This window comes from Rhizobacter sp. Root404 (assembly GCF_001425865.1).
Lineage (GTDB): Bacteria > Pseudomonadota > Gammaproteobacteria > Burkholderiales > Burkholderiaceae_C > LMDS01.
This window is the reverse complement of the sequence record NZ_LMDS01000005.1, coordinates 164,310-185,138: the sequence shown is the minus strand read 5'-3', so window position 1 is coordinate 185,138 and position 20,829 is coordinate 164,310. Positions and strand designations below refer to the sequence as shown.

The window sequence follows — 20,829 nt, the reverse complement described above, 5'->3', positions numbered from 1 at the left end:
CGGGCTGCGGCTTCAGGCCGCGGTCTTGGCTTGCGCGACCAGGCGCTGCACCGTCGGCGACAGCTGCGCGCCGTTGCTCGTCCAGTGCTCGATGCGGTCGAACGCGATGCGCAGCGGCTGCTCGCCGCCCGACGCCACCGGGTTGTAGAAACCCACGCGCTCGATGAAGCGGCCGTCGCGGCGGGTGCGCGAATCGGCGACGACGATGTTGAAGAACGGGCGCTTCTTGGCACCACCACGAGAAAGACGGATCACAACCATGACTGTTCCTGAAATTTAAAATGACCCACCCGTGCGGATTCGATCCCGCCCGAGCCGATCTCCCTTGCACGCCGACCGCTGCCGATCCAATGTCCGACCGCCATCGACCACAAGCTCGCTGGATTGAAAAACGCCGACCACCCGGCCGACCGTCAGCGAAACCGCGCATTATAAACTCAAGCATCGCCCCCACCGACACGACATGAGCGCTCCCGACCTGCTGATCCGCCCGAGCACCCCGGCCGACCTGCCCGCCATCACCGACATCTACGGCTGGAACGTGCTCAACGGCACCGGCACCTTCGAGCTCGAGGCGCCTGATCTGGACGAGATGACCCGCCGCCGTGACGACGTCCTCTCCAAGGGCCTGCCGTGGCTCGTGGTCGAGCGCGGCGGCCGCGTTCTCGGGTATGCGTACGCGAACCATTTCCGGCCTCGCAAGGCCTATCGCTTCTGCCTGGAGGACTCGGTCTACCTCGCTGCCGATGCCAAGGGCCAGGGCCTGGGCCGCCTGCTGCTGGCCGAGTTGATGGCCCGCTGCGAGGCACTCGGCGCGCGCCAGATGCTCGCGGTGATCGGCGACTCGGCCAACCTCGGCTCGGTCGGCGTGCACCGCACGCTCGGCTTCGAGCCGATCGGCGTGATGAAGTCGGCCGGCTGGAAGTTCGACCGCTGGCTCGACGTGGTCCTGATGCAGAAGGCCCTGGGCAGCGGCGACACAACCGCCGCGGTGGACCCGGCGTGAGCGCGTCCGCATCGGGCTACAAGTCGAAGACGCTCGCGACCTGGATCGCGCTGCTGTTCGGCAGCGTCGGGCTGCACCGCTTCTACCTGCACGGCTTTCGCGATCGCTGGGGCTGGCTGTTCTTCGTGCCGACGATGGTGGGCCTGTACGGCGTGCAGCGCATGCGGGCGCTCGGCGCCAACGACCACCTGGCCTGGGCGCTGATCCCGCTGCTGGGCGCGATGCTGGCAATCGCGATGCTCACCGCGATCGTCTACGGCCTCACCCCCGACGACAAGTGGAATGCCCGCTTCAATCCGAACGGCCCCGCGCACCGGATGAACTGGGCCACCGTGATCGGCGTGGCGGCGGCGCTGATCGTCGGCGGCGGCGTGCTGATGGCGACGATCGCCTTCAGCGCGCAGCGCTATTTTGAGTACCAGGCCGAAACGGCTCAAGGCAGGACGGCCAGCCCGATCCAGTAGAACACCCCCGCCACGAAGGCGGAGGCCGGGATCGTGAAGATCCAGGCCCACACGATGTTGCCGGCCACGCCCCAGCGCACCGCGGAGGCGCGCTGCACCGAGCCGACGCCGACGATCGCGCCGGTGATCGTGTGCGTGGTCGAGACCGGCACGCCCAGCGCCGTCGCGAGGAACAGCGTGATCGCCCCGCCCGCCTCGGCGCAGAAGCCGCCGACGGGCTTGAGCTTGGTGATCTTCTGGCCCATGGTCTTGACGATGCGCCAGCCGCCGAACATCGTGCCGGCGCCGATCGCGAGATAGCAGGCCCAGATCACCCAGCTCGGCGGCAGCTTGTCGGTGCCACTGGCGTAGCCGCTGGCGATCAGCAGCATCCAGATGATGCCGATGGTCTTCTGCGCGTCGTTGCCGCCGTGGCCCAGGCTGTACAGGCCCGCCGAGACCAGCTGCAGGCGCCGGAACAGGTTGTCCACCCGCAGCGGCGAGGTGCGCCGGCACAGGTTGGCGACCAGCACCATCAGCAGCGAGCCGAGCAGGAAGCCCAGCAGCGGCGACAGGAAGATGAACAGCACCGTCTTCCAGATGCCGGCCGCGATCAGCTGGCTGGCACCGGCCTTCGCGATCACCGCGCCGACGATGCCGCCGATCAGCGCATGCGACGAACTGGACGGAATGCCGTACCACCAGGTGACCACGTTCCAGAAGATCGCGCCGATCAGCGCGCCGAACACCACGTGGTGGTCGACGACACCCGGCATCACGATGCCCTTGCCGACGGTCGCGGCGACGTTCAGGTGGAAGATCGCGATCGCCAGCACGTTGAAGAACGCGGCGAACACGATCGCCTGCTGCGGTTTGAGCACGCCGGTCGAGACGACGGTGGCGATCGCGTTGGCGGCGTCGTGGAAGCCGTTCATGAAGTCGAACGCGACGGCCAGGACGACCAGCAGCGCGACGACCCAGAAGGCCGTTTGAGCGGTGGTCATGGGTCAGGAATTCTCGAGAACCACGCCTTCGATCAGGTTCGCCACGTCCTCGCACCGGTCCGAGATCGACTCGAGCAGTTCGTAGATCGCCTTCAGCTTGATCAGCTCGCGAACGTCGGTCTCCTCGCGGAACAGCTTCGACATCGCCGAGCGCATCACCCGGTCGGCGTCGGACTCGAGCTTGTCGATTTCCTCGCAGGTCTTGATCGCCGCCTCCGCGGCCTCGGCCTGGCTGATCTTGGGCAGCAGCGAGACCGCATGCTGGACCCGCTCGCAGCACTTCGCGCTGATGTCGCCCAGGCGCAGGATGTCGTCGGTCATCGCCCGCACGTCGTACAGCGACATGGTCTCGGACGCGTCCTGCAGGAGGTCCAGGATGTCGTCCATCGCATTGATCAGGCCGTGGATCTGCTCGCGGTCGATCGGCGTGATGAAGGTCTTGTGGAGCAGCCGGTTGACTTCGGCGGTGATGCGATCGGCCTGGCGCTCGGCGATGCCGACATCGTTCGCGTACTTCTCGCGCAGCGCCGGGTCGCCGTAGTTCTGGATCAGCAGGATGAACGAGCGCGCACCGGCGACGATGAATCCGCCATGCTGGTCGAACAGCTCGAAGAAATTGCCTTCACGCGGCAGCAGCTTGCCGAACAGCATGGTGATCGTCCTCTCCCGGGTGGCGCCGCGCTTGTCACGGAACCGTCATCAAATCGACTCGGCGCGAGTGTACTTGCGGCGTGCGGACGTCAGCCGAACGGGATCTCGACATGGGTCTCGAAGAACTCGCGCGGACCCTTGAACCCGGCCAGTCGCTCCAGCAGCACGGCGAAGTCGCCGTCCCGATCCACCGGGTTGAAGCGTTCGGTGCCGATCGCCAGCACCGGCGCGCCGCGGTACCCGTGGAAGTACTCGACATAGGCATCGCACAGCCGCTGCAGGTAGTCCGGTGCGATGCCCTGCTCCATCGCGATCGCGCGCTGGCGGATGCGGCGCAGCAGCGTCGGCGGCGCGGCCTGCAGCCAGATCACCAGGTCAGGCTCGCGCACCTGCGGCGCGACCTGGGCGTACATCTGCGTGTACAGGCGCAGTTCCTCGTCGCTGAGGTTCAGGCGCGCGAAGATCGCGTCCTTCTCGAACAGGAAGTCACTGACCACGGCGTTCGCGAACATGCCGGGCTGCGCGACCGCCTGCATCTGCTTGGCGCGCTGGAACAGGAACGCCAGCTGGGTCTGGAACGCGTAGCCCGGCATGTCCTCGTAGAACCGGTCCAGGAACGGGTTGTCCTGCGGCTGCTCGAGCAGCAGATCGGCGCCCAGCAGTGTGCCCAGGCGGCGCGCCAGCGTGCTCTTGCCGACGCCGATCGGGCCTTCGATCGCGATGTAGCGGAAGCGCTGCAGTGCCGTGGGCTGAACCATCAACCGCGGAAGATGAAGTACACGGCGCCCACCATGCACAGGCCCGCCCACAGGAAATCGAGCTTGAACGGCTGGTCCATGTAGATCATCGCGAACGGCACGAACACCGCCAGCGTGATGACCTCCTGCGTGATCTTCAGCTGCGCCAGCGAGATGCCGCCAGCGAAGCCGATCCGGTTGCCGGGCACCTGCAGCAGGTACTCGAACAGCGCGATGCCCCAGCTGATGATCGCGGCCCAGTACCAGGGCTTGTCGGCGAGGTTCTTCAGGTGGCCGTACCACGCGAAGGTCATGAAGACGTTCGAGGCGGTCAGCAGCAGCACGGTCTGCAACGAGACGGGAATGGCGTTCAGCATGGCGGCAGTTTATCGACGCGCTGCCCGGCAACGTCGGGCAGCAGGACCTTTACATGACCGCGCCCCGGCACCACCAGATCGGGTGCAATCTCGGCCAGCGGCCGCAGCACGAACGCGCGCTCGTGCAGGCGCGGGTGCGGCAGCGTCAGTGCCGGGCCGTCGCGGCGCCGCTGGTCGTGCATCAACAGATCGAGATCGAGCGTGCGAGGCGCGTTGCGGTAGGGGCGCGCGCGGCCGTGGGCGTCTTCGATGGCGTGCAGCGCGGCGAGCAGCGCGCGCGGCGCGAGCGTGGTGTCGAGCCGCACGACCGCGTTCAGGTAGTCCGGCCCGCTGGAATCGATCGGCGCCGTGCGGTAGAGCGACGAAGCCGCTTGCAGCGCCGTGCCGGGCAGGCTGGCCAGCGCGACGAAAGCGGCGTCGAGCGTGGCCCGCGCATCGCCGAGGTTCGCGCCAAGTGCCACATACGCCGTCGACTTCTGTCGCTGCGCCGGACGCTCAGTCGAGCGCGGCATAGACGCCCTGGCGGAACAGCTCGCGCACGTCGTCGAGCAGGCCGGGCGACTGGGTCATGACGATCGCGAACATCGCCTCGGCCGGATCGACGAAGAACGCCGTGCCCGCGGCGCCGCTCCAGCCGTAGCTGCCGACCGAGCCGGGTTCGGTGTGCTCGCCGAGCGCCGTCTTCACCGCAAAGCCGAGGCCGAAGCCGTGCCCCGGCGGCAGCAGGTCGTTGGCGCGCGGGATCGGGCCGAGGTGATCGGCGGTCATGAATTCGACCGTCTTGCGTCCCAGCAGGCGAACGCCTTCGAGGCGCCCGCCGTTCAGCAGCATGCGCGTGAAGCGCGCGTAGTCGGCCGCGGTGGACATCAGCCCGCCGCCGCCGTTCTGCGCCGGCACCGGCACGCGCGGATCGAACACCGGCACCAGCGGCACGCCCTCGGGCGGCGCGGCGAGGGGCTCGGCCAGGCGCTGATGCTGCTCGGCCGCCACCTCGAAGCCGGTGTCGACCATGCCGAGCGGATCGAAGACCTGCGCCTTCAACACGGCGCCCAGCGGTTCGCCGCCGAGCACCTCGACCAGCCGGCCGAGCACGTCGGTCGCGCGGCTGTAGTCCCAGACCGACCCAGGCTCGTGGGCGAGCGGCAGGCGGGCGAGCTCCGCGACATGGTCGGCGTTGCTGCGCTGGCGCGAGTAAAGCTTGGCTTGCGCGTAGAGCTGCCGCACCGGCGACGGCTCGTGGAATTCATAGGTCAGGCCCGCGGTGTGGCGCAGCAGGTCCTGCACCGTCAACGCGCGCTTCGGCGCCATGCCGCCGATACCGACGATCGGGTTCGCGAACTCCGGCAGGTACTTCGCAACCGGGTCGCGCAGCAGCACCGCACCGCGCTCGGCGAACTGCATCAGCGCGACCGAGACGATCGGCTTGGTCATCGAGTAGATGCGGAAGATCGTGTCGGTGCGCATCGGCAGGTCGCGCGCCGGATCCTGCCGGCCGATCGCCTCGAACAGCCCGCACGCGCCGCGGCGTTCGATCAGCACCACCGCGCCCGCGATCCGGCCGGCTTCCACCCACGCGTCGATCGATGCGGTCAGGCGCCGCAGCGCCGAAGCGTTCAGGCCCGCGGCTTCGTTGGGCTTCATCGGCGTTCCCTCAGATGTCGTGGGATGGGTTCGACGGCGTGTCGTCGACCGCCGGCGCGCCCTCGCCGCCCGCACCGGCCGGCTTGCGGCGGCGCCGGCGGCGCTTCTTCGGTGCGTCGCCTTCGGCGGCTGTCGCCGGCGCGATCTCGCTTTCGTCGGTGTCGGTCTCCAGCGTGGCCGGGACCGTGGCGACGCGCGGCGTGCTCGAGCGCACGCGGCGTGGCCCGCCCTGCGAGCGCACGGCGTCGAGCAGCTTGCGGCGGCCCTCCTCGTCGGCCAGCGAGAAGTCCTCCCACCAGTTCGCGAGCTCGGCATCGATCTCGCCGGCGTCGCCGCGCAGCCGCAGGAAGTCGAAGCCGGCGCGGAAGCGCGGCTGCTCGATCAGCGTGGCCACGCTGTTGCCCTGGCGCCGCTCGAACCGCGTCTGCATCAGCCAGATCTCGCGCATGTCGGCGGCCAGCTTGCCGCGGCCGGAGATGTCGCCGATGCGGGCGTCGAAGACCGTGTCCACCGCCTGCTGCAGCGCCGGGAACGGCGCCTCGCCCTTGGCCTTGAGCTTCTGCCAGCCATCGAGCACGTCGTGCCAGAGCATGCAGGCCAGCATGAAGCTCGGCGCGACCGGCTTGCCCTCGCCGACCCGGCGGTCGGTGTCGGCCAGGGCGAGTTGCACGAACTTCTCGCGGCCGTCGTGGCGCTGCGCCTCGTCCAGCGCCACGTCCAGCACCGGGAACACGCCGCGGTGCAGGCCCTGCTTGCGCAATTCCTGGATGCTCGCCAGCGCGTGGCCGGTCTGCAGCAGCTTGATCATCTCGTCGAAGGTGCGCGAGGCCGGCACGTTGTCGAGCAGCGCGGCCATCTCCTTGATCGGTGCGCGGGTCCTGGCCTCGATCTCGAAGCCGAGCTTCGCGGCGAAGCGCACCACGCGGATGATGCGCACCGGGTCTTCGCGGTAGCGCGTGGCCGGGTCGCCGATCATGCGCAGCAGCTTCTTCTTCACGTCGCCGATGCCGCCGTGGTAGTCGACGACGATCTCGCGCACCGGGTCGTAATACATCGCGTTGATCGTGAAGTCGCGCCGCGCGGCGTCGTCGAGTTGCGAGCCCCAGACGTTGTCGCGCAGCACCCGGCCTTCGGCGTCGACCACGTGACTCTTGCCGGCCAGCTCGCTCTTCGAGGTCTTCTCGTTGCCGCTGACCTGGGACGCCGCCGCCGCATCGACCATCGCGCGGAAAGTCGAGACCTCGATCACTTCGGACAACCCGCGGTCCTGCCGGCCGCGCCCGAACACGACGTGCACGATCCGAAAGCGCCGGCCGATGATGAAGGCGCGCCGGAACAGCGCCTTGACCTGCTCCGGCGTGGCGTTGGTCGCCACGTCGAAATCCTTCGGCCGCATGCCGACCAGCAGGTCGCGCACCGCGCCGCCGACGATGTAGGCCTCGTAGCCGGCGTCCGCCAGCGTGCTGACGACCTTGACGGCGCGCTCGTCGACCAGCGACGGATCGATGTGGTGCTCGCTCTTCGGCACCTCGACGCGCTTGCCCGCGGGTGCGGCACCGCTGTCGGGGTCGGCTGCGGCGGCCTTGGGGCCCTTGCCGAGCAGCTTGTCGATGAATTTCTTGATCATGAAGGTGTCAGTCGAACAGTTTCAGGATGCGCCAGCCGCGCGTTTGGGCGACGGCCCGCAGGGCCGGCGTCGGGTTCGTCGCGACCGGGTCGGTGGCGCGCTCCAGCAGCGGCAGGTCGTTCACGGAGTCGCTGTAGACGCTGATCCGGTCGAAGTCGGCCCACTCGCGGCCGCGCTCGGCCAGCCACTCCTGGACGCGGGTGACCTTGCCGTCCCGATAGCTCGGCGTCCCCGCGATGCGGCCCGTGATCGTACCCCCGGCGTCGCGCTCCAGTCGCACGGCCAGCAGGTCGGCGATACCGAACGCGCCGGCGATCGGCGCGGTGACGAAGTCGTTGGTCGCGGTGACGAGCGCGATCAGGTCGCCGCGCGCCTGGTGCTCGCGCACCAGGTCCAGGGCCGGCGCACGCAGCTGCGGGGCGATCACCTCGGCCATGAACTGCCGGTGCGCCGCCTCGGTCTGCGCTGGCGTGCGCGCGCGCAGCGGCTCGGTCGCGAACGCGATGTACTCGTGGATGTCCAGCTGGCCGGCCTGGTACTGCGCGTAGAACGCGTCGTTGCGGCGCGCGAACTCGACCGCGTCGACCCAGCCAATGCGGACGATGAACTCGCCCCAGGCGTGGTCGGAGTCGATCGGCAGGAGCGTGTCGTCGAGGTCGAACAGGCAGAGATCGCTCATGCCGAACCGCCCTCGGCGAGCATCTGCTTCAGCAGCGGCACGGTGATCTGGCGCTTGGTTGCCAGCGAGAACTCGTCCAGCCGGTCGAGTTGCGCGACCAGGTGCTTCAGGTCCCGCGCGAAGCGGGTCAGCAGGTAGTCCATCACGTCGTCGGAAAGAAAGATGCCGCGCTGGTCGGCCACGCGGCGCAGCGTCGCGCGCACTTCGGCCTCACCGAGCGGCTGGATCGCGAAGACATGGCCCCAGCCCAGACGCGTGCGCAGGTCCTCGCGCAGCGGCAGGTCGACCGGCGGCACGCGACCCGCGGCGACCAGCGGCACGCCGCGCGCGGTGGTCTCGACGAAGGTCGCGAAAGCCGCGTGCTGCTGGGCGGCGTCCAGCCCGCCCGCGTCGTCGATCACGACCATCGACCACCCGTCCTCGTACGGCCAGGGCGCGGGATCGGCCGGGCTGAACCAGCCGGCGCGCAGGCCTTGCGCATCGAGGCGCTGCACCGCGGCCTCCAGCAAGTGCGTCTTGCCGACGCCGCTCGGTCCCCACAGATAGACCGGTGTCGGCTGCGTCGGCAAGGTCCGCAGATGCTCCACCGCCGCCGCGTTGGCGCCGGGCACGAAGTTGTCGAAACTGCGCGGCGCCTCGAGCCCGATCGCCAGCGGAATCTGCCTCATCCCTGATACAGCTCGCTTTCGACATACGCCGCGCGCAGCCGGCGCACGGCGACCACCAGCACCGAGCTGACCGGCAGCGCGATCAGCACGCCGACGAAGCCGAACAGATGACCGAACGCGAGCAGCGCGAAGATCACGGTCAACGCGCTCATGCCGATGCGTTCCCCGACCAGCCGCGGCACGAGCACGAAGTTCTCCAGCAGCTGGCCAGCGCCGAACACCACGGCCACGCCGATCAGGCCGTACCAGCCGGTGAATTGCAGGACGGCGGAGATCAACGCCAGCGTCAACCCGAGCCCGAACCCGACGTACGGGATGAAGGCCGCCAGGCCCGTGAACACGCCCACCGGCACCGCCAGATCGAAGCCGAACAGCGACAGGCCGACGCTGTAGAACACCGCCAGCGACAGCATCACCAGCAGCTGGCCGCGCAGGTACTGCCCGAGCGTCGCGTCGCAATCGTCGAAGAACGCGTGCGTGCGCGAGCGCAGGCGCGGCGGGATCAGGTTGCCGGCACGCTGCATCAGGTTGTTCCAGTCCAGCAGCAGGTAGAACAGCACCATCGGCACCAGCACCACGTTGCCGATGATCGCGATCAGGATGCTGCCGCCGATGCGCGCCGAGCTGAGCGCGGTGGCGAGCCAGTCCTCGACATTGGCGTCCAGGTACTTGAGCGCGAAGGCCTTGATGCTGGCCGTGTCGAGCGCCACGTCGATGCCGAACCGGGCGAGCCACGGCCCGAGCTGCGTGTTCATGCGCTCGGCCAGCAGCGGGATCTGCTCGCGCAGCAGCGGCAACTGCTTGGACAGGATCGGGACGATCAGCAACATCACCGCCAGCACCAGCACGATCGCGACGACCTCGACGACGGTCACCGCCAGGACCCGCGGCACGCGCCGACGCGCCAGACGCTCGACCAGCGGATGCAGCACGTAGGCCAGCACCGCCGCGACCAGGAACGGCGTCAGCACCGGCCCGAGCAGCCACACGATGAGCCCGGCGATCAGGCTCAGGGCGATCCAGGTGACGGTGTGGCGTTGCGCGGGGGTCAAGGTCATGGTGATGGGTGGCGCGGTGACGCCCACCATGTGGAAGGTGCGGGAATTCTACGGGTCGCCCGGGAAAGCCCGCGCCGCGTCGACCTCGTTCAGTGCAGGCGCAGCGGTCCGGCGTCGCCGCCGAGGGCAGCCAGGCGTTGCGCGATCTGCTCGCGATCGGTCGCATCGAGCGCATGCGCGAGGTAGTCCGACAAGTCGCGCGCCGCCGGCGCCGCCAGGCCGAGGTCGGCATAGAGCAGGCCACGGTCGCGGCGCTCTTCCCAGGCCTGCGGCAGCAGCACGACCAAGCGCTCCTGAACCTGGAGCAGACGCCGCCAGTCACGCGACCCGCGGTGGATCTCCTTCAGGTTGCGCAACATCCGTGCGACCACCTCGCGCGCCGTCGCCGCCTGCAGGAACAAGCCGAGCGGCACGTCGAACTCGCCTTGCAGCCCGCGGTTGCGCTTGTACGGCGCGAGCAGTTCGTCGAGCTCGTCGCGCGAGAGCGAGTGGCCGGTGAACGGGTCGATCACGACCTCGCCCTGCTGCTGCCCGGTCTGCATGCGCAGCTTGATCAGGAAGTGGCCCGGGAACGACACGCCGCGTGCCGTCAGCCCGATCTGCGAGGCCAGCTCGATGTACAGGATCGCCAGCGTGATCGGGATGCCGCGGCGCGTGTGGAGCACGCGGTGCAGGTAGCTGTTGTCGGGGTCGTAGTAGTGGTTGACGTTGCCCGCGAATCCCAGCTCCTGGAAGAAGAAGCGGTTGAGCCAGCGCAGACGTTGGACCGGCACGGCATCGGCCGGGAAGCGCTGCTTCAGGCGCGCCGCGAGCGCGTCGATCTCGGCCAGGACCGCCTGCGTGTCGAGCTGCGGAAAGTCGTCCTGCGCGAGCGACACCGCGGCCTCGACGAGCGACAGGCTGGCGTCTTCCGCGACGAGAGAGGCGAAGTACTCGAGCGCCGTCGGCGTCTCGAATGTCAAGGGGCCCGGCATGCGTGCCAGTTTAGCCGCGCCGCATGAACTGTTGAAGTTTCAGGCCACTCGCGAGCAGGGCCGTGAAGTAGAGCACCGCCGCGCCGCCCAGGCACAGCGCCAGCCAGCCGATGCGCTCGGCCTGGTGGTTCACGAGACCGACCCAGTCGATCCGCCGCTCGGCCCAGAACAGCAACGCGCCGAGCAGCGCACTGGCGCCGACGACCCGCAGCGTGAACGGCCACCAGCCTGGTTCGGGGGTGTACGCGCCCGAGCGCTTCAGCCCGGTGAACAGCCAGAACGCATTGATCATCGCGCCCAGGCTGATCGACAGCGCCAGCCCGGCGTGGCCGATGAACGGGACGAACAGCGCATTCATCAGCTGCGTCAGCACCAGCACGGCGATCGCGATCTTCACCGGCGTGCGGGTGTCCTGCCGGGCGTAATACCCGGGTGCGAGGATCTTGACGCCCACCAGCCCCATCAGACCGACGCCGTACCCCATCAGCGCGAGCGCCGTCTGGTGCACCGCGGCGGCATCGAACGCGCCGCGCTGGAACAGCACCGCGAGCAGTGCGTTCGGAAACACCAGCAGCGCGACAGCGCACGGCAGCGCCAGCATCAGCACCAGGCGCAGGCCCCAGTCGAGCAGCCCCGAGTAGGCGGCCGTGTCCTTGCGACCGTTCGCGGCCGAGAGCTGGGGGATCAGCACGACGCCCAGCGCCACGCCGAGCAGCGCGGTCGGGAACTCCATCAGCCGCGACGCCCAGTCCAGCGACGACACCGCCCCCACGCCCTGGTGCGACGCGATCTGCGTGTTGATCACCACCGAGATCTGCGCGACCGAGACCCCGAGCAGCGCCGGTGCCATCTGCCGCATCACCCGGCCAACGCCCGGGTGGCCCCAGGCCGCGCGGATCTTGCCGGGCAGCAGCCCGATGTGCGGCATCGCCCCCACCCGCTTCAGCGCCGGCACCTGGATTGCCAGCTGCAGCACGCCGCCGATCATCACGCCGACCGCCTGCGCGTAGATCGGCTCGATGCCGCGCGCCGCGAACCACGGGCCGAGCCATAGCGCCGCGCCGATCGACGCGAGGTTGAGCAGCACCGGCGTCGCCGCCGGCACGACGAACTGCTTCCAGGTGTTGAGGACGCCGGCGGCCAGCGAGACCATCGAGATCAGCCCGATGTACGGGAACATGATCTGCGTCATCACCACCGCGCCGTCGAAGCGCTGCAGCCCGGCGGCCATCAGCCAGACCATCAGCGGCGCGGCGACCACGCCGACGACGCAGGTGACGACCAGTGTCCAGAACAGGATGGTCGCGACGGCGTCGATCAGCAGGCGCGTCACCTCGTCGCCGTCGCGGGCGCGCGTCTCGCCCAGCACTGGCACGAACGCCTGCTGGAACGCGCCCTCGCCGAACAGGCGGCGCAGGAAATTGGGAATGCGGAAGGCGACGTTGTAGGCGTCCATCCAGGCGCTGTTGCCGAACGCCCCGGCGACGACCACGTCACGGGCCAGCCCGGAAATGCGCGAGACCAGCGTCAGCAGCGAGATGGTGGATGCGGCTCGCAGCAGGTTCATGTGCGGCCGATTATAGGTAGCGCCTGCTCACCGGGCAGGCGCGCTTGGCAGCGCCGCCGCGGCAAATGCTATACTCGCGGGCTCTACCCTCATCCAAAGCTACACCACATGGCCACCTCGTCCAAAGCCAAGAAGAAAACCGTCCGCATCGCTTCGGGTCTGAAGCGCGTGCGTCAGGACGTGAAGCTCAACGCCGCCAACACCGCGCTGCGTTCGAAGTTCCGTACCGTCATCAAGAACGTGCAGAAGGCCGTCGTCGCCGGCGACAAGGCCAAGGCTGCTGACCTGTTCAAGACCGCCCAGTCGGTGATCGATTCGGTCGCGGACAAGGGCCTGTTCCACAAGAACAAGGCCGCTCGCCACAAGAGCCGCCTGTCGGCCAAGGTCAAGGCGCTGACCGCTCCCGCTGCCTGATTGAGTTGAGGGTGGAAGAGAAAGGGCTCGCATCGCGGGCCCTTTTTCATTGGTGGACCGGATTTCTCAGCTGCCCTTCGGCGGCCGCTCGGGCACCAGGCAGGCCTCGGTGAGTTGCAGCCGGTTGTCGCGGGCGAAGTTCATCACGAAGTCCCAGGCCATCGGCTCGACGCCGCGCAGCGCCTCGCTGACGATCACGCACTTCACGCCGTTGATCACGCGCGGCACGCACAGCGGCGAGTAGCCGATGAACGCCCCGATGCCGCCCCGCACGCCGTCCGGCCGGAAGCAGGACATCGCGCCCGCGAGACGCTCGGCCCAGTCGCTGGGGCGAAAGGTGTGCCCCTCCAGCGTGATGCCCTGGATGAAGAATTCGCGTGGCGGAGAAGTGGTCATGCGTGCTGTCCCGAGCGCGACATTGTGCCGTGAATGTGTTGCAGTGCAGCACGCTTAGAATTCGGCCGAAGCGGGTCGCCGCGTCTGCCAGCCGGGCGCGCGGACCCGCTTCTTCATTTCTCCCACGGAGTGCCACGACGATGAATGCCCCGGACAAGCTGCCCGCCTCCCCCGAACCGCATGTGATGAAGACCTACGGCCGCCTGCCGCTGGCGCTCTCGCATGGCCGAGGTTGCTGGCTCTGGGACACCCACGGGAAGAAATACCTGGACGGGCTGGGCGGCATCGCCGTCAACACGCTGGGCCACGCTCACCCGAAGCTGGTGCCGGCGCTGACCGACCAGATCGGCAAGATCATCCACAGCTCCAACTACTACCTCGTGCCGCTGCAGGAGCAGCTCGCCGCGAAGCTGTGCGAGCTCTCGGGCCTGACGAACGTGTTCTTCTGCAGCACCGGCCTCGAAGCCAACGAAGGCGCGCTGAAGATCGCCCGCAAGTACGGTCACGACAAGGGCATCGATCGGCCCGAGATCGTCGTCTACGAGGCGGCCTTCCACGGCCGCTCGATCGCGACGCTGTCGGCCACCGGGAACCCCAAGGTCCAGGCCGGCTTCGGTCCGCTGGTCGAGGGCTTCGTGCGCGTGCCGCTGAACGATTCGGCAGCGATCGAGAAGGTCGCGGCAACGAACAAGAACGTCGTCGCGGTCTTCCTCGAGGTGATCCAGGGCGAAGGTGGCATCCGCCCGACCACGATCGAGTACCTGCGCGAAGTGCGCCGCATTTGCGATGCCAACGGCTGGTTGCTGATGCTCGACGAGGTGCAGTGCGGCATGGGCCGCACCGGCAAGTGGTTCGCGCACCAGTGGGCCGGCATCCAGCCGGACGTGATGCCGCTGGCCAAGGGCCTGGGCTCGGGCGTGCCGGTCGGCGCGATCGTCTGCGGGCCGAAGGCGGCGAATGTGTTCGGCCCGGGCAACCACGGCACCACGTTCGGCGGCAACCCGCTGGCAATGCGCGCCGGCGTCGAGACGATCCGCATCATGGAAGAGGACGGCATCCTCGAGAACGCCGCCACCGTGGGCGCGGCGCTGAAGGCGGGGCTGGAGCGCGAGCTCGCCGGCGTCCAGGGCGTCGCCGACATCCGTGGCCAGGGGCTGATGCTGGGCATCGAACTCGCCCGCCCGTGTGGCGACATCCTCGGCCTCGCCGCGGAGGCCGGGCTGATGCTGAGCGTGACCGCCGACAAGGTGATCCGCCTGGTCCCTCCGCTGATCCTGAGCGCCGACGAGGCGGCCCAGATCGTCGCGATCCTGTGCCCGATCATCAAGACATTCCTCTCGCAACCGGCGCCATGAAACCCGGCGACAGCCTGATGAAGCACTACCTGCAGTTCAAGGATTTCCGGGCCGAGGAATACGCCTACCTGTTCGAGCGCGCCGCGACGATCAAGAAGCGCTTCAAGAACTACGAGAAGTACACGCCGCTGGTCGACCGCACGCTGGCGATGATCTTCGAGAAGGCCAGCACCCGCACCCGCGTGAGCTTCGAGGCCGGCATGTACCAGCTCGGCGGCTCGGTCGTGAACCTGACGACCGGGGACAGCCAGCTCGGCCGCGCCGAGCCGATCGAGGACTCGGCCAAGGTCATCAGCCGCATGGTCGACATCGTGATGATCCGCACCTTCGAGCAGACCAAGATCGAGGCCTTCGCGGCGAACTCGCGCGTGCCGGTGATCAACGGCCTGACGAACGAGTACCACCCGTGCCAGATCCTGGCCGACATCTTCACCTTCATCGAGCACCGCGGCTCGATCCAGGGCAAGGTGGTCGCGTGGGTCGGTGACGGCAACAACATGGCCAACACCTGGTTGCAGGCGGCCGATGTCCTCGGCTTCACGCTCCACGTGAGCACACCGGGCGGCTACGAGATCGACCCGCAGATGGCCGGCGTCAAGAACGCCGCCTGCGTGGAGACCTTCAACCACCCGATGGACGCCTGCGCCGGCGCGCATCTGGTCACGACCGACGTCTGGACCAGCATGGGCTACGAGGCCGAGAACGAGGCCCGCATGAAGGCCTTCGTCGACTGGTGCGTCGATGCCGACATGATGGCCGCCGCGCAGCCCGATGCCCTCTTCATGCACTGCCTGCCCGCGCACCGCGGCGAGGAGGTCGAGGCCGAGGTGATCGACGGACCGCAATCGGTCGTCTGGGACGAGGCAGAGAACCGGCTGCACGCGCAGAAAGCGCTGATGGAGTACCTGGTGCTGGGGCGGATCGGCTAGCGTCCGAAAAAACCGACACCACGGTCGTTCGGGCGGTGCTAACTTCGCACCGCCATGAAAAAGCTCTGGGACATTTCCCCGCCGATCGCGACCGACTCGCCGCTGTTCCCCGGTGACACCGGCTACTCGCAGCAATGGACGGCGCAGATCGGCCCCGGCTGCCCGGTCAACCTCAGCGCCATCACGCTGTCCCCGCACATCGGCGCGCACGCCGATGCGCCGCTGCACTACGGCCCGGGCGCGCCGACGATCGGCCAGGTCGACCTCGCGCCCTACCTCGGCCCGTGCCGCGTGATCCACGCGATAGATTGCGGGCCGCTCGTCCGGCCCGAGCACCTCGCGCACGCCAGCGAGCACCTGCCGCCGCGCGTGCTGGTGCGCACCTGCACGACCGCGCCGACCGCGTGGTCGCCCGAGTTCTCCGCCTTTGCGCCCGAGACGATCGCCTGGCTCGCGGCGCGCGGCGTGCGGCTGGTCGGCATCGACAGCCAGTCGGTCGACCCGGCCGACAGCAAGACGCTCGACAGCCATCACCTGCTCCTGAAGCACGACCTGCGCGTGCTGGAGAACCTCGTGCTCGACGACGTTCCCGCCGGCGACTACGAGCTGATCGCCCTCCCCTTGAAACTGACCTTGGCCGATGCGTCCCCCGTGCGCGCGGTCCTGAGAGAACTGTGATGACGACCACGAGAAACGACTGCCTGGCCCTCGACGCGGCCGATCCGCTGGCCCCGTTGCGCGAAGCGTTCGCGTTGCCCGACGGCGTGATCTACCTCGACGGCAACTCGCTCGGCGCGCTGCCGAAGGCGACTGCCGCGCGCGTCCAGCAGGTCGTGCAGGACGAATGGGGCAACGGCCTGATCCGCAGCTGGAACACCGCGGGCTGGATCGACCTGGCGCAGCGTCTGGGCAACCAGATCGCCCGGCTGGTGGGTGCCGGTGCGGACGAGTTGATCGTCGCCGATTCGACCTCGACCAACCTCTACAAGGTGCTGAGCACGGCCATCAGCCTGCAGAAGCTCGATGCGCCGGGCCGCGACCTCATCGTCTCCGAACGCAGCAACTTCCCGACCGACCTCTACATCGCCGAGACCCTGGCGCGGGCCCACGGCATGACGCTGGTGCTGATCGACGCGGACGAGCTGCCCGTGCACCTGAACGACCGGCTCGCGGTGCTGATGCTCACCCACGTCAACTACCGCACCGGCCGGATGTTCGACATGGCCGGCGTCACGCGTGACGCCCACGCCGCCGGCGCGCTGATGGTCTGGGACCTGGCGCACTCGGCGGGCGCCGTGCCGGTCGACCTGACCGGCGCGGACGCCGACTTCGCGGTCGGCTGCAGCTACAAGTACCTGAACGGCGGCCCCGGCGCTCAGGCCTTCGTGTGGGCCCATCCGCGTCACACGGCGCGCATGGACCGTGATCAGCTGCGCCAGCCGCTGTCGGGCTGGCTCGGTCATGCCGCGCCGTTCGAGTTCACGACCGACTACCGCCCGGCGCTCGGCATTCAGCGCTTCGTCTGCGGCACGCCGGCGCTGCTGTCGATGTCCGCCCTCGAGTGCGGGCTCGACGTGTTCGCCCGCGCCGAACACTTCGGCGGCATGGCCGCGCTGCGCCGCAAGTCGCTGGCGCTGACCGACCTGTTCATCGCGTCGGTCGAGGCGCGATGCGAGGGCCTCGGCCTGCGTCTGGTGACGCCGCGCGAGCATGCGCATCGCGGCAGCCAGGCCAGCTTCGCGCACGAAACGGGCGGCTATCCGATCATGCAGGCGCTGATCGCCCGCGGCGTGATCGGCGACTTCCGCGCGCCCGACCTGCTGCGCTTCGGCTTCACGCCGCTCTACACCCGCTTCGTCGACGTCTTCGACGCCGTCGCGCACCTGCACGCCGTGCTCGACGGCGGCGAGTGGCGCGAGGCCCGCTTCAACCAACGCGCCGCGGTCACGTGATGGGAACGACACCCGACAAGATCGTCGCCGAGGAAGGCGCCCAGCTCGACTTCTCGAAGGACATGAGCTACGGCGACTACCTGCACCTCGACGCGATCCTGAGCGCCCAGCACCCGCGCTCGCCGTCGCACGACGAGATGCTGTTCATCGTGCAGCACCAGACCAGCGAGCTGTGGATGAAGCTTCTGCTGCACGAGCTGACTGCGGCGGTGAGGTGCGTCGCCGCCGACGAGCTCGGCAGCGCGTTCAAGATGCTCGCGCGGGTCAGCAAGATCATGGAGCAGCTGGTCCACGCCTGGGACGTGCTCGCGACGATGACGCCGCCCGAGTACTCCGCGATGCGGCCCTACCTCGGCGCCAGCAGCGGCTTCCAGAGCGCGCAGTACCGCTGCATCGAATTCATGCTCGGCAACAAGAACGCCGCGATGCTCAAGCCCCACGCACACCGGCCCGAGCTGCTCGCGCGCGTCGAGGCGGCGTGGCGCGCGCCGTCGCTGTACGACGAGTCGCTGCGCCTGCTGGCGCGGCGCGGTCTGGCCGTGCCGGCCTCGCACACCGAGCGCGACTGGACCCAGCCGTACCAGGCCAGCGACGCCGTCGAGCAGGCCTGGCTGGTCGCGTACCGCGACCCGAAGGCGCACTGGGACCTGTACCAGCTCGGCGAGGAACTCACCGACCTCGAAGACGCGTTCCGACTCTGGCGCTTCCGTCACGTGACGACGGTGGAACGCATCATCGGCTTCAAGCGCGGCACCGGCGGCACCTCCGGCGTGGGCTACCTGCGCAAGATGCTCGACGTGGTGCTGTTCCCCGAGATCTGGAAGCTGCGCACGGACCTCTGATCCGCGCGCAGACCCGCCCGGGCTCAGCCCAGGTTCACCGGCACGAAGATCTTGTCGCCGTCGCGCTGCACCAGCAGCGCGACGCTCTTCGGCTTGGCGCTCAGCACCTGCTTCACGGTGTCGACCGACTGCACCGGTCGGCCGTTGATCGCGAGCAGCACGTCGCCCGGCTGGATGCCGGCCTTCTCGGCCGGGCCGGCGACGTTCTCGATCACCAGACCCTCGTCGATCTTCGACTCGCGGCGCTCGTCGCGCGTCAGCGGGCGCATGCTCAGACCGAGCTGGCCGCGCTGCACCGCGCCGCTGGCGTCGGCCACCTGCGTGGCCTCCGGATCGGCGCCGCCGAGCTTGGCCTCGATGTCGCGCGGCGAACGGTCACGCCACACCGTCAGCTTGACCTTTTCGCCCGGGGCCGACAGCCCGATCAGGCTCGACAGCTCGCCCGAGCGCACCACCGGCTGGCCGTTGACCTCGGTGATCACGTCACCCGACTTCAGGCCTGCCGCCGCGGCCGCGCTGTTCGGCGCGACGTTGGCGACGAGCGCGCCGTCCGGCCGCTTCAACCCGAACGAATCGGCCAGCGCCTGGTTCAGGTCCTGGATCGTGACGCCCAGGCGCGCATGGCTCGCCTTGCCGGTCGCGACGATCTGGTCCTTGACCTTCATCGCGACGTTGATCGGAATCGAGAAGCTCAGCCCCTGGAAGCCGCCGCTCTGCGAGTAGATCTGCGCGTTGATGCCGACCACCGTGCCGGTGCCGTCGAACAGCGGCCCGCCGGAGTTGCCGGGGTTCACCGCGGCGTCGGTCTGGATGAACGGCACGACCGTGTTGTCGCCCGGCAGCGAGCGGCCCTTGGCGCTGACGATGCCTTGCGTTGCCGTCTGCTCCAGGCCGTAGGGCGCGCCGATCGCGAGCACCGGGTCGCCGACCTCGAGGTTGCGCGCATCGCCGATCCGCACCGTGGGCAGGTCCTTGGCGTCGATGCGCAGCACCGCGATGTCGGTGGTCGGGTCGGAGCCCAGCACCTTGGCGGTGAACTCGCGCCGGTCGCTGAGCTTGACGGTCACGTCCTTCGCCTCGCGCACGACGTGCGCGTTGGTCAGGATCAGTCCGTCCGCGCTGATGATGAAGCCCGAGCCCATGCCGCGGAACGGCACGTTGCCGCCGCCCTGCGGGCCGCGCTGCTGGAACCCCGGCATGCCGCGGAAGAACTTGAAGAACGGGTCGTTCTCCATTCCCGGGGGCAGGCCCTGCTCCTCGGCCGAGGTCTTGTGCATGCCGGCGACGGTGACGCCGACCACGGCCGGGCCGAAGGTCTTGACGATCGCGCGGTAGTTCGGCGCGTTCTGTGCCGGCAGCATCGCCACCGGGGCCGGCGCGGTGATGTCCGAGACGGCCTGGTAGGCCGACGGTGCAGCCGGCTGCGTGACTGCGGGCTTGCTCTTGAGCCAGCCGGGCAGATCGATCGCGCCCGCGGTTCCCACCGCCAGCACGCCCGCGGCGACGAGCGCCGCGCTGAGGGGTTTGAGTGGTGACATGTTCGCTCCTTGGCTCGTGGCCGATCGCGGGATATTCCGCATGGCCCAAAGATAGGAGCGCCCGGTTAGGGCACGGTTAGCGCCCGGTTAAGCGGGCGTTAAGTCACCGCCCGCTTCAGGGCTTCAGCGCCAGGTCGCCGACGTAGGCCAGCCCCTTGCCATGGGTGTTGTCGGCGTCGGCGCCGACCGCCACCGCCACCACGTCCGGCACGTTGCCCTCGGACTCGTCCTTGAACATGCGCTGGTGGTCAGCGGCGAGGTTGCGCTTCTCGCTGACCCATTGCCCGAGCTTCGCGCTGCCGCTTTGCAGCACCATGAAGCGGATGCGCTTGGTGAAGGCGCTGACGAGGTCGGTGTTCGCAGGCAGCTTGTTGTCCCACACGTAGCACAGCGTCTCGGTCGGCACGTCCTCGCCGGTGCTGGAGCGGGCGAGCGACAGCTTGGCGCGCTCGCCGAACGGCAGCTTGCTGCCATCGAAGCCGAACGAGACGCAGACCTTGGCGGCCGCGTCCTCGCCCGACCGCACCTTCAGGTCGGCCTCGTCGATCAGCTTGTCGACCCGCCAGCGCCACGACAGCGTGGCCTGATCGGAGACCTTGACCTTCATCGCGTGGACCAGGTTGCCGTACGAATCTTCGGCGGTGACCTTCAGCACCTTCGCGCCGCCCAGTTCGACGACCGAGAACTTGGTCGGCGTCTTGTTCGGCAGCGTGGTGAATTTCCAGGCGGCGGGCGGGTCGCCGGCGGCCGCGGAGGAGAAGGCCGCAATCGACGCGTCGTCGGCCGCCCGGGTGGGCGCCGCGATGCACAGGCCGAGCAGGAGCACAGGGAGGAATCGCATCGGGTCAGTCTCCGGGTGAGTCGACAGGGCTGATCGGGCGCGCGCCGGACCGGCGCGCGGCTGCGTTGTACCAGAGAAGACGCGTTCACGCAGCCCTTGTTCATGGGCCAGAATCCCGACCTGGATACCG

The 20,829-nt window shown here is 68.8% G+C and carries 24 protein-coding genes; 8 read left to right on the top strand and 16 right to left on the bottom strand.

Going from position 1 to position 20,829, the window contains the following annotated elements:
* Positions 1-12 precede the first annotated feature (12 nt).
* Complete coding sequence (rpsP, locus tag ASC76_RS15020) at positions 13-261, bottom strand: 30S ribosomal protein S16 (protein ID WP_056467912.1); 249 nt, start codon at positions 259-261, stop codon at positions 13-15.
* 202 nt (positions 262-463) lie between these two features.
* Here rpsP and ASC76_RS15015 point away from each other — a divergent pair, with 202 nt between their 5' ends.
* Both ASC76_RS15015 and ASC76_RS15010 read left to right on the top strand, forming a co-directional pair.
* Positions 464-1,006 (top strand): GNAT family N-acetyltransferase, encoded by a 543-nt coding sequence (locus tag ASC76_RS15015; protein ID WP_056467910.1) that lies wholly within the window; start codon positions 464-466, stop codon positions 1,004-1,006.
* Entirely contained in the window at positions 1,003-1,470 is a 468-nt protein-coding gene (locus ASC76_RS15010; protein ID WP_056467907.1) for a TM2 domain-containing protein, read from the top strand. The genes ASC76_RS15015 and ASC76_RS15010 overlap by 4 nt, the downstream gene beginning before the upstream one ends.
* Here ASC76_RS15010 and ASC76_RS15005 read toward each other — a convergent pair.
* The 12 genes from ASC76_RS15005 to murJ all read right to left on the bottom strand — a co-directional run bounded on the left by ASC76_RS15005 (position 1,440) and on the right by murJ (position 12,432).
* Positions 1,440-2,453: an inorganic phosphate transporter gene (locus ASC76_RS15005; protein WP_056467905.1), complete on the bottom strand. Its 1,014-nt coding sequence runs from the start codon at positions 2,451-2,453 to the stop codon at positions 1,440-1,442. The genes ASC76_RS15010 and ASC76_RS15005 overlap by 31 nt on opposite strands.
* A 3-nt stretch (positions 2,454-2,456) precedes the next feature.
* On the bottom strand, positions 2,457-3,104 hold the full coding sequence (locus tag ASC76_RS15000) for a DUF47 domain-containing protein (protein WP_056467902.1): 648 nt from the start codon (positions 3,102-3,104) through the stop codon (positions 2,457-2,459).
* Positions 3,105-3,193: 89 nt separating this feature from the next.
* Positions 3,194-3,862, bottom strand: coding sequence for a deoxynucleoside kinase (locus ASC76_RS14995; protein WP_056467898.1), 669 nt, complete (start codon positions 3,860-3,862; stop codon positions 3,194-3,196).
* Positions 3,862-4,218 (bottom strand): DMT family protein, encoded by a 357-nt coding sequence (locus ASC76_RS14990; RefSeq protein ID WP_056467895.1) that lies wholly within the window; start codon positions 4,216-4,218, stop codon positions 3,862-3,864. The genes ASC76_RS14995 and ASC76_RS14990 overlap by 1 nt, the downstream gene beginning before the upstream one ends.
* Complete coding sequence (gene folK / locus ASC76_RS14985; protein WP_056467893.1) at positions 4,212-4,730, bottom strand: 2-amino-4-hydroxy-6-hydroxymethyldihydropteridine diphosphokinase; 519 nt, start codon at positions 4,728-4,730, stop codon at positions 4,212-4,214. Before folK ends, ASC76_RS14990 begins: the two co-directional genes overlap by 7 nt.
* Positions 4,714-5,859 (bottom strand): serine hydrolase, encoded by a 1,146-nt coding sequence (locus tag ASC76_RS14980; protein ID WP_082549205.1) that lies wholly within the window; start codon positions 5,857-5,859, stop codon positions 4,714-4,716. The genes folK and ASC76_RS14980 overlap by 17 nt, the downstream gene beginning before the upstream one ends.
* A gap of 10 nt (positions 5,860-5,869) precedes the next feature.
* Positions 5,870-7,486: a polynucleotide adenylyltransferase PcnB gene (gene pcnB, locus ASC76_RS14975; RefSeq protein ID WP_056467890.1), complete on the bottom strand. Its 1,617-nt coding sequence runs from the start codon at positions 7,484-7,486 to the stop codon at positions 5,870-5,872.
* 7 nt (positions 7,487-7,493) lie between these two features.
* Complete coding sequence (locus tag ASC76_RS14970; RefSeq protein ID WP_056467888.1) at positions 7,494-8,165, bottom strand: HAD family phosphatase; 672 nt, start codon at positions 8,163-8,165, stop codon at positions 7,494-7,496.
* On the bottom strand, positions 8,162-8,833 hold the full coding sequence (hda, locus tag ASC76_RS14965) for a DnaA regulatory inactivator Hda (protein WP_056467884.1): 672 nt from the start codon (positions 8,831-8,833) through the stop codon (positions 8,162-8,164). Before hda ends, ASC76_RS14970 begins: the two co-directional genes overlap by 4 nt.
* The gene (locus tag ASC76_RS14960; protein WP_056470874.1) at positions 8,830-9,891 is read right to left on the bottom strand and encodes an AI-2E family transporter; all 1,062 of its coding nucleotides are present in this window, start codon (positions 9,889-9,891) and stop codon (positions 8,830-8,832) included. Before ASC76_RS14960 ends, hda begins: the two co-directional genes overlap by 4 nt.
* 89 nt (positions 9,892-9,980) lie before the next feature.
* Entirely contained in the window at positions 9,981-10,865 is an 885-nt protein-coding gene (locus ASC76_RS14955) for a SirB1 family protein (protein WP_056467881.1), read from the bottom strand.
* Between the two features lie 10 nt (positions 10,866-10,875).
* Positions 10,876-12,432, bottom strand: coding sequence for a murein biosynthesis integral membrane protein MurJ (gene murJ / locus ASC76_RS14950; protein ID WP_056467878.1), 1,557 nt, complete (start codon positions 12,430-12,432; stop codon positions 10,876-10,878).
* Between the two features lie 108 nt (positions 12,433-12,540).
* Between murJ and rpsT the strand changes: the two genes are divergently transcribed.
* Entirely contained in the window at positions 12,541-12,846 is a 306-nt protein-coding gene (rpsT, locus tag ASC76_RS14945; protein ID WP_056467875.1) for a 30S ribosomal protein S20, read from the top strand.
* A gap of 66 nt (positions 12,847-12,912) precedes the next feature.
* Here the strand turns inward: rpsT and ASC76_RS14940 are convergent, their stop codons facing one another.
* Complete coding sequence (locus ASC76_RS14940; RefSeq protein ID WP_056467872.1) at positions 12,913-13,242, bottom strand: DUF3579 domain-containing protein; 330 nt, start codon at positions 13,240-13,242, stop codon at positions 12,913-12,915.
* 140 nt (positions 13,243-13,382) lie between these two features.
* Here ASC76_RS14940 and ASC76_RS14935 point away from each other — a divergent pair, with 140 nt between their 5' ends.
* From ASC76_RS14935 to kynA, 5 genes are read left to right on the top strand one after another with little or no spacing between them, the layout of a single operon-like run.
* Positions 13,383-14,597, top strand: coding sequence for an aspartate aminotransferase family protein (locus ASC76_RS14935; protein ID WP_056467869.1), 1,215 nt, complete (start codon positions 13,383-13,385; stop codon positions 14,595-14,597).
* Complete coding sequence (gene argF / locus ASC76_RS14930) at positions 14,594-15,526, top strand: ornithine carbamoyltransferase (protein ID WP_056467867.1); 933 nt, start codon at positions 14,594-14,596, stop codon at positions 15,524-15,526. Before ASC76_RS14935 ends, argF begins: the two co-directional genes overlap by 4 nt.
* A gap of 54 nt (positions 15,527-15,580) precedes the next feature.
* Positions 15,581-16,204, top strand: a complete 624-nt coding sequence (gene kynB / locus ASC76_RS14925) for an arylformamidase (RefSeq protein WP_056467863.1) — start codon at positions 15,581-15,583, stop codon at positions 16,202-16,204.
* Entirely contained in the window at positions 16,204-17,478 is a 1,275-nt protein-coding gene (gene kynU, locus ASC76_RS14920) for a kynureninase (RefSeq protein WP_056467859.1), read from the top strand. The genes kynB and kynU overlap by 1 nt, the downstream gene beginning before the upstream one ends.
* Complete coding sequence (kynA, locus tag ASC76_RS14915; protein WP_056467856.1) at positions 17,478-18,320, top strand: tryptophan 2,3-dioxygenase; 843 nt, start codon at positions 17,478-17,480, stop codon at positions 18,318-18,320. The genes kynU and kynA overlap by 1 nt, the downstream gene beginning before the upstream one ends.
* A gap of 23 nt (positions 18,321-18,343) precedes the next feature.
* Here the strand turns inward: kynA and ASC76_RS14910 are convergent, their stop codons facing one another.
* Together ASC76_RS14910 and ASC76_RS14905 are read right to left on the bottom strand one after the other, a co-directional pair.
* Entirely contained in the window at positions 18,344-19,858 is a 1,515-nt protein-coding gene (locus ASC76_RS14910) for a Do family serine endopeptidase (RefSeq protein ID WP_056467853.1), read from the bottom strand.
* Between the two features lie 115 nt (positions 19,859-19,973).
* Complete coding sequence (locus tag ASC76_RS14905) at positions 19,974-20,699, bottom strand: DUF3047 domain-containing protein (protein ID WP_082549204.1); 726 nt, start codon at positions 20,697-20,699, stop codon at positions 19,974-19,976.
* Between the last annotated feature and the right edge of the window lie 130 nt (positions 20,700-20,829).

Coding starts and splice junctions, on each gene's coding strand:
- rpsP (WP_056467912.1), bottom strand. CDS start 261: ATGGTTGTGATCCGTCTTTCTCGTGGTGGTGCCAAGAAGCGCCCGTTC.
- ASC76_RS15015 (WP_056467910.1), top strand. CDS start 464: ATGAGCGCTCCCGACCTGCTGATCCGCCCGAGCACCCCGGCCGACCTG.
- ASC76_RS15005 (WP_056467905.1), bottom strand. CDS start 2,453: ATGACCACCGCTCAAACGGCCTTCTGGGTCGTCGCGCTGCTGGTCGTC.
- ASC76_RS15000 (WP_056467902.1), bottom strand. CDS start 3,104: ATGCTGTTCGGCAAGCTGCTGCCGCGTGAAGGCAATTTCTTCGAGCTG.
- ASC76_RS14995 (WP_056467898.1), bottom strand. CDS start 3,862: ATGGTTCAGCCCACGGCACTGCAGCGCTTCCGCTACATCGCGATCGAA.
- ASC76_RS14990 (WP_056467895.1), bottom strand. CDS start 4,218: ATGCTGAACGCCATTCCCGTCTCGTTGCAGACCGTGCTGCTGCTGACC.
- folK (WP_056467893.1), bottom strand. CDS start 4,730: ATGCCGCGCTCGACTGAGCGTCCGGCGCAGCGACAGAAGTCGACGGCG.
- ASC76_RS14980 (WP_082549205.1), bottom strand. CDS start 5,859: ATGAAGCCCAACGAAGCCGCGGGCCTGAACGCTTCGGCGCTGCGGCGC.
- pcnB (WP_056467890.1), bottom strand. CDS start 7,486: ATGATCAAGAAATTCATCGACAAGCTGCTCGGCAAGGGCCCCAAGGCC.
- ASC76_RS14970 (WP_056467888.1), bottom strand. CDS start 8,165: ATGAGCGATCTCTGCCTGTTCGACCTCGACGACACGCTCCTGCCGATC.
- hda (WP_056467884.1), bottom strand. CDS start 8,833: ATGAGGCAGATTCCGCTGGCGATCGGGCTCGAGGCGCCGCGCAGTTTC.
- ASC76_RS14960 (WP_056470874.1), bottom strand. CDS start 9,891: ATGACCTTGACCCCCGCGCAACGCCACACCGTCACCTGGATCGCCCTG.
- ASC76_RS14955 (WP_056467881.1), bottom strand. CDS start 10,865: ATGCCGGGCCCCTTGACATTCGAGACGCCGACGGCGCTCGAGTACTTC.
- murJ (WP_056467878.1), bottom strand. CDS start 12,432: ATGAACCTGCTGCGAGCCGCATCCACCATCTCGCTGCTGACGCTGGTC.
- rpsT (WP_056467875.1), top strand. CDS start 12,541: ATGGCCACCTCGTCCAAAGCCAAGAAGAAAACCGTCCGCATCGCTTCG.
- ASC76_RS14940 (WP_056467872.1), bottom strand. CDS start 13,242: ATGACCACTTCTCCGCCACGCGAATTCTTCATCCAGGGCATCACGCTG.
- ASC76_RS14935 (WP_056467869.1), top strand. CDS start 13,383: ATGAATGCCCCGGACAAGCTGCCCGCCTCCCCCGAACCGCATGTGATG.
- argF (WP_056467867.1), top strand. CDS start 14,594: ATGAAACCCGGCGACAGCCTGATGAAGCACTACCTGCAGTTCAAGGAT.
- kynB (WP_056467863.1), top strand. CDS start 15,581: ATGAAAAAGCTCTGGGACATTTCCCCGCCGATCGCGACCGACTCGCCG.
- kynU (WP_056467859.1), top strand. CDS start 16,204: ATGACGACCACGAGAAACGACTGCCTGGCCCTCGACGCGGCCGATCCG.
- kynA (WP_056467856.1), top strand. CDS start 17,478: ATGGGAACGACACCCGACAAGATCGTCGCCGAGGAAGGCGCCCAGCTC.
- ASC76_RS14910 (WP_056467853.1), bottom strand. CDS start 19,858: ATGTCACCACTCAAACCCCTCAGCGCGGCGCTCGTCGCCGCGGGCGTG.
- ASC76_RS14905 (WP_082549204.1), bottom strand. CDS start 20,699: ATGCGATTCCTCCCTGTGCTCCTGCTCGGCCTGTGCATCGCGGCGCCC.